Below are 5,307 nucleotides of genomic sequence, written 5' to 3'. Positions count from 1 at the left end.
CTGCTCGCGTTCGCCCTCGCCCTCGCCCTCGGCACCACCGCCCGCGTGCGCAATCTCGCGGCACGCGGCAGTGCCAGGGTCATGATCGAATTCTTCCGCGGCACCTCACTGCTGGTGCAGATCTTCTGGCTGTTCTATGTACTGCCGTTGCTCGGCTACAAGCTCGACCCGCTGTTCTGCGGCATCCTGGCGCTCGGCCTCAACTACGGCGCCTACGGCGCCGAGGTGGTGCGCGGCGCGCTCAACGCGGTGCCGCGCGCGCAGTTCGAGGCGGCGGTCGCGCTGAACTTCAGTCCGTGGCAGCGGATGCGCAGGGTGCTGTTCCCGCAAGCATGGGCGCTGATGCTGCCCTCGCTGACCAATCTGCTGGTCCACCTGCTCAAAGGCACCGCAGTGGCGTCCTACATCACCCTGCACGACCTGACCTACGAGATCGGTGACCTGCGCAAGACCACCAGCGACACGCTGTTCTCCTTCGGTGTCGGCCTGGTCATCTACTTCGTCCTCGGCTACCTGCTCACCCTGGGCATGAACCTGCTCGAAACCCGCGCCAAGACCAAGCTGGGTCGCGGCGCGTCGCTCAAGGAGGTCCTCAGCCTGGCGCCCGACGACACGAAGGTGGCGCCATGAGAGCCGAATGGAGTTGGGAGCGCGCCCGCGAGGCGCTGCCGGTGCTGTGGGACGGCTTCCAGATCACACTGCTGGCCACGGTGCTCGGCTTCGCCCTGGCCGCGGTGCTCGGGCTGGCGATCGCGATCATCCGTCGCACGATGCCGCGCCCGATCGCCGCGCCGGTGCACGCGGTGAGCGAGTTCGTCCGGCTCACCCCGCTGGTCGTGCAGCTGCTGTTCGCCTACACACTGTTCACGCAGTTCTCGGCGTTGCAGATCGGCATCGTGGTGCTGGGCATCCACTATTCGAGTTACCTGGCCGAGGTGTACCGGGCCGGGATCGAGGCGGTGCCGAAGGGACAGTGGGAGGCAGCGCGCGCCCTGTCGTTGCCGCCTGCCCGCACCTGGGGCGCGGTGGTGCTGCCGCAGGCGATCCGGGCGAGCCTGCCCGCGCTCGGCACCAACGCCGTCTCGATGTTCAAGGACACACCGTTCCTGTTCGCCATCTCGGTCGTCGAATTGGTGACCGCCGCACAGCAATTCGGGGCACGCAATTTCGCGTACCTGGAGTCGATCACGATGGCCGGGGTGTTCTTCCTCGTCGCCAGCTACCCGACGTCTGTGCTGATCAGAAGACTGGAGAAGCGACTTGCCTACTACTGACGAGATGATCCGATTCGATCAGGTGGTCAAACGCTTCGGCGACCTCACCGTGCTCGATCACCTCGATTTCAGCGTGCGCCGCGGGGAGAAGGTCACCCTGATCGGGCCGTCGGGGTCGGGCAAGACCACCATTCTGCGGCTGCTGATGACCCTGGAGACGATCAGCGACGGCGTGATCTGGGTCGACGGTGAACCACTCACCCACACCGAGCGCGGCGGAAAGCTGGTGCCCGCCAAGGAGAAACACCTGCGCGCGGTGCGGACCAAGATCGGCATGGTGTTCCAGCAGTTCAACCTGTTCCCGAACATGACGGTGCTGGAGAACATCACCGAGGCGCCGATCCATGTGCTCGGCAAGTCGAAAGACGAAGCGCGCGAACGTGCTCGCCATCTGCTCGACGTCGTCGGCCTGTCGGACAAGGCCGGCGCGCATCCCTCGCAGCTGTCGGGCGGGCAGCAACAGCGGGTCGCGATCGCCCGGTGCTGCGCGATGGATCCGAAGGTCATGCTGCTCGACGAGGTGACGTCGGCCTTGGATCCGGAACTGGTCGGCGACGTCCTCGACGTGCTGCGCACCATCGCCGAAACCACCGACATCACCATGCTGATCGTCACCCACGAGATGCGTTTCGCGCGCGAGGTCTCGGATCGGGTCCTGATGTTCGACTCCGGCCGCATCGTCGAACAGGGCCCGCCGGAGCAGATCTTCGAAGCACCGACCAACGAGCGCACGCGCAAGTTCCTCGAAGCCGTGCGCTGAACCACGCGGACAGCGGATCGGCGCGGGTCCAGCGAGGCCGCTGACCGCCGGACGACCGGTCCGCGGCGGGGCGGGGCGCGGTGGTGGTTGCGGCGACGATTACCGTTGTCGATCGTGCTGGTGCTGCTGCCTCCCTCCGAAACCAAGTCCGACGGCGGATCGGGCGTGCCGCTGGAACTCGCCGATCTCGCGATGCCGCAGCTCAGCGCGATTCGCGACAAGTTGATCACCGAGGTCGTCCAGCTGGCGGCCGACCCCGCTGCCTCGGCCGCGGTGCTCGGTCTGGGTAAAGGCGCCGACGCGGAGATCGCCCGCAACGCGAGCCTGCGCACGTCGGCGACCCGCCCCGCCCTCGAGCGCTACACCGGGGTCCTCTACGACGCCCTGGACGCGAAGTCGTTCACCACGGTGCAGCGGGCCAAGGCATTCGCCCGCCTGGGGATCGGATCGGCCCTGTTCGGCGCGGTTCGCGCGGCCGACCCCATCCCCGCCTACCGCCTCTCCGGCGGCACCAAACTGCCAGGGCTGCCGACACTTTCGGCCCTCTGGCGCGACGTGCTGCCCGACGCTCTCTACGCGGAGGCCGCGGGCGAGCTCGTCATCGACCTGCGGTCGGGTACCTACCAGCAACTCGGCCGAGTCCCCGGCGCCATCACCGCCAATGTGCTCACCGAGCACCCGGACGGCTCACGCACGGTGGTCAGCCACTTCAACAAACATCACAAGGGTCTGCTCGCCCGCGCGCTGGTCCTCACCCGCGCCGACCCCACCGACATCCGCGCCGTTACCCGGGTAGCCACCAAGGCAGGCCTGCGCGCCGAAATCGCCTCCCCCACCGAACTTCTGATCATCACTCGGTGACGGGCGCCATCAGCTGGATGAGGTTGCCGCAGGTGTCGTCGAACACCGCGGTGGCGAACGCGCCCATCGGGGCGGGGGCCTGCGTGAAGAAGACATCGCGGTCGAGCAGCCGGCGGTATTCGGCGTCGAGATCGTCGACGGTGAAGACGATGACGGGGATACCTTCGGCGCTCAGTGCCGTTTTGTAGGCCTTGGCGGCCGGATGCTGGTCGGGCTCGAGCAACAACTGGATGCCGTCGACATCGGCGGGTGAGACGAGGGTGAGCCAGTCGAATTCGCCGAGCGAGACCTTGTCTTTGACCTGGAAGCCGAGCACGTCCGTGTAGAAGGCCTCGGCCTTGGCCTGGTCGTCGACGAAAACGCTGGTCACTCCGATGCGGATCATGTGTCCTCCTGAGGGATGGGCCAACGCACCGAAATCGCCTGTAGCGGCGTGAAATCGGCGTGATGGAACTTGTATCGGCCTTGCCGGCGGGTATGGACGAGACCGACTTCCTCGAGCACGCCCAGGTGCTGGGTGATCGCCTGACGTGACGAGCTGATGCCGTGCTTGTTCACGAGGCGGGCGCACAATTCGAACAGGGTTTGCCCGTCGCGATCAGCCAGTTCGTCGAGCAGCGCGCGTCGTGTCGAATCCGCCAACGCGGTGAAGATATCGGTCACTCTGCACGCTCCGTTCACTCCCCTCGAACCATAGGCAAGTGTGCGCTTGCCTGTCAAGCGCAAGTGCTCGCTTGCCTGTCAAGCGCCACACCCCGCCCGCCAACCTCGCGCCGCCTCCACCAACCGGGCGCGAACCACGTCGACGTGTGGTCGCGACGGTGCGCCGATCCGGCGGGCCAGGAAGCCGGTGTTGATCGGCGGGTCGGCGGGATCGAGCAGCGTGACCAGCGTTCCGTCGGCCAGTTCCCGGCCGCACAGGTAGTGCGGAAGCACGCTGATCCCCGCCCCCGAGGTGACAGCGGCCAGTACCGCGCGCAGATCGCCGACGATCAGGGCGGGCTCGGTTTCCAGGCGGGTCTCGAAGACATGGCGCCAGTAGCGACGCAGGATCGGCAGATCGGCGGCGTAGCTGACGAGCGGGATGCCGTCGAGCGCGATCGGGCCCTCGGCCCGCAGACGGTCGGCGTCGATCCGGTCGGCGATCGACGGGGCTGCGACGAGCAGGAATTCCTCGTCGACGAGCGGTTCCGCCAGCACGGTCCGACCGCGTGGGCGGGTGGTGGCGAAGACCAGGTCCAGCGCCCCCGAATGCAATCGAGCGAGCAACTCGTCGGTCAGGCCGGTACTGACCGTGAGCCGCACACCGTCGGCGACCAACGGCGACAACGCGGGCACGATCTTGGCGGCCAGCATCTCCGCCGGTCCACCGAGCAGCACCGGCGGCTCGGGCGGGGCCGCCCGGGCGGTCGCCGCACCGCTGACGACCGCCTCCAGCTCCTCGAGTGGACCGCCCACCCGTGCCGCGAGCTCGTGACCGGCGGCGGTCGGCGTCACCCCGCGCGGCAGGCGTTCGAACAGCGGCCTGCCGAGGTGCCGTTCGAGCGCCTGGATCTGCGTGGTCACGGTCGGCTGGGACAGCCCGACCTGGGCGGCGCCCGCGGTGAGCGAGCCGGTGCGGAACACGGCAAGGAAGGTCCGCAGCTGCACCAGATCCATCGATCCATCGGCTGACCTATGTCTCATATAGGCAATCCTATTGGTCAGGAGATGCCATCAACCCTAGCGTTGTTCCCATGGCACACATCCTGTTCGTTCTCACCGGCACTGATCATTGGACACTGGCCGACGGCACCGAACATCCCACCGGCTACTGGGCCGAGGAATTCACGGCGCCCTATGCGGCCTTCACCGCCGCGGGCCACACCGTTACCGTGGCGACCCCGGACGGCGTTGTCGCGACCGTCGACCAGGCCAGCCTGGCCCCCGAGGTCAACGGTGGCGCCGACGGTGCGGCGGCGGTCGCCGAAATCCTGTCCGGCGCCGACGCATTGCGGAATCCGCTCGCTCTCGACAAGGTCGACCTCGCCGACTACGACGCCGTCTTCTATCCCGGCGGACACGGCCCGATGCAAGATCTCGCCGTCGACCCGGTCTCGGGCACCCTGCTCGTCAACGCCCTTGCCTCCGGCAAACCGCTCGGCATCGTCTGCCACGCCCCCGCCGCGCTACTCGCCACCGCCGAATCGGGCAACTCCCCCTTCGCGGGCTACCGCCTCACCGCGTTCAGCAATGCCGAGGAAACCCAGGCGGGCTTCGCCGACAAGGCGAAGTGGCTGCTCCAGGATCGCCTGGTCGCACTCGGTGCCGACTACCGCGAAGGCGACCCGTGGGCCCCGCACATCGAGGTGGACCGCAATCTCTACACCGGCCAGAACCCCGCGTCCGCGGGCCCGCTGGCCGCCGAAATGC

Annotated in this window: 8 protein-coding genes; 5 read left to right on the top strand and 3 right to left on the bottom strand. The window is 67.7% G+C overall.

All coding sequences use genetic code 11. The features are described 5' to 3' along the window. From ehuC to yaaA, 4 genes are all read left to right on the top strand, one after another. Positions 1-630 (top strand): ectoine/hydroxyectoine ABC transporter permease subunit EhuC (ehuC, locus tag ACFWF3_RS23025; RefSeq protein ID WP_379315223.1); only part of this gene is annotated, 630 nt, incomplete at its 5' end. Then, positions 627-1,274 carry an ectoine/hydroxyectoine ABC transporter permease subunit EhuD gene (gene ehuD, locus ACFWF3_RS23020; protein ID WP_378992328.1) on the top strand — a complete coding sequence of 216 codons (648 nt, stop codon included), beginning with the start codon at positions 627-629 and terminating at the stop codon, positions 1,272-1,274. The genes ehuC and ehuD, both read left to right, overlap by 4 nt. A 4-nt stretch (positions 1,275-1,278) precedes the next feature. Continuing rightward, positions 1,279-2,034 (top strand): ectoine/hydroxyectoine ABC transporter ATP-binding protein EhuA, encoded by a 756-nt coding sequence (ehuA, locus tag ACFWF3_RS23015; protein WP_379315222.1) that lies wholly within the window; start codon positions 1,279-1,281, stop codon positions 2,032-2,034. 114 nt (positions 2,035-2,148) lie between these two features. Beyond that, the gene (gene yaaA / locus ACFWF3_RS23010) at positions 2,149-2,895 is read left to right on the top strand and encodes a peroxide stress protein YaaA (protein WP_379315221.1); all 747 of its coding nucleotides are present in this window, start codon (positions 2,149-2,151) and stop codon (positions 2,893-2,895) included. Here yaaA and ACFWF3_RS23005 read toward each other — a convergent pair. The 3 genes from ACFWF3_RS23005 to ACFWF3_RS22995 form a co-directional block, all read right to left on the bottom strand. Next, positions 2,885-3,277, bottom strand: a complete 393-nt coding sequence (locus tag ACFWF3_RS23005) for a VOC family protein (protein ID WP_378992404.1) — start codon at positions 3,275-3,277, stop codon at positions 2,885-2,887. The two genes, yaaA and ACFWF3_RS23005, sit on opposite strands and share 11 nt — an antisense overlap. After that, positions 3,277-3,558, bottom strand: a complete 282-nt coding sequence (locus ACFWF3_RS23000; protein WP_378992324.1) for an ArsR/SmtB family transcription factor — start codon at positions 3,556-3,558, stop codon at positions 3,277-3,279. Before ACFWF3_RS23000 ends, ACFWF3_RS23005 begins: the two co-directional genes overlap by 1 nt. 78 nt (positions 3,559-3,636) lie before the next feature. Next, a complete protein-coding gene (locus tag ACFWF3_RS22995) occupies positions 3,637-4,554 on the bottom strand; it encodes a LysR family transcriptional regulator (protein WP_379315220.1) in 918 nt (305 codons plus the stop codon). Positions 4,555-4,631: 77 nt separating this feature from the next. On the opposite strand from ACFWF3_RS22995, the gene ACFWF3_RS22990 reads away from it, so the two are divergent. Next, a partial coding sequence (locus ACFWF3_RS22990; protein WP_379315219.1) for a type 1 glutamine amidotransferase domain-containing protein occupies positions 4,632-5,307 on the top strand: 676 nt, incomplete at its 3' end.

The sequence above is a fragment of the Nocardia sp. NPDC060220 genome (genome assembly GCF_042727815.1).
Lineage (GTDB): Bacteria > Actinomycetota > Actinomycetes > Mycobacteriales > Mycobacteriaceae > Nocardia.
The sequence above is the reverse complement of the archived record's forward strand: the minus strand, read 5'-3'. Positions and strand labels throughout refer to the sequence as shown.

What these genes read in the sequence shown, in the direction of transcription:
- ehuD (WP_378992328.1), top strand. Translation starts at nt 627, where the DNA reads ATGAGAGCCGAATGGAGTTGGGAGCGCGCCCGCGAGGCGCTGCCGGTG.
- ehuA (WP_379315222.1), top strand. Translation starts at nt 1,279, where the DNA reads ATGATCCGATTCGATCAGGTGGTCAAACGCTTCGGCGACCTCACCGTG.
- ACFWF3_RS22995 (WP_379315220.1), bottom strand. Translation starts at nt 4,554, where the DNA reads ATGGATCTGGTGCAGCTGCGGACCTTCCTTGCCGTGTTCCGCACCGGC.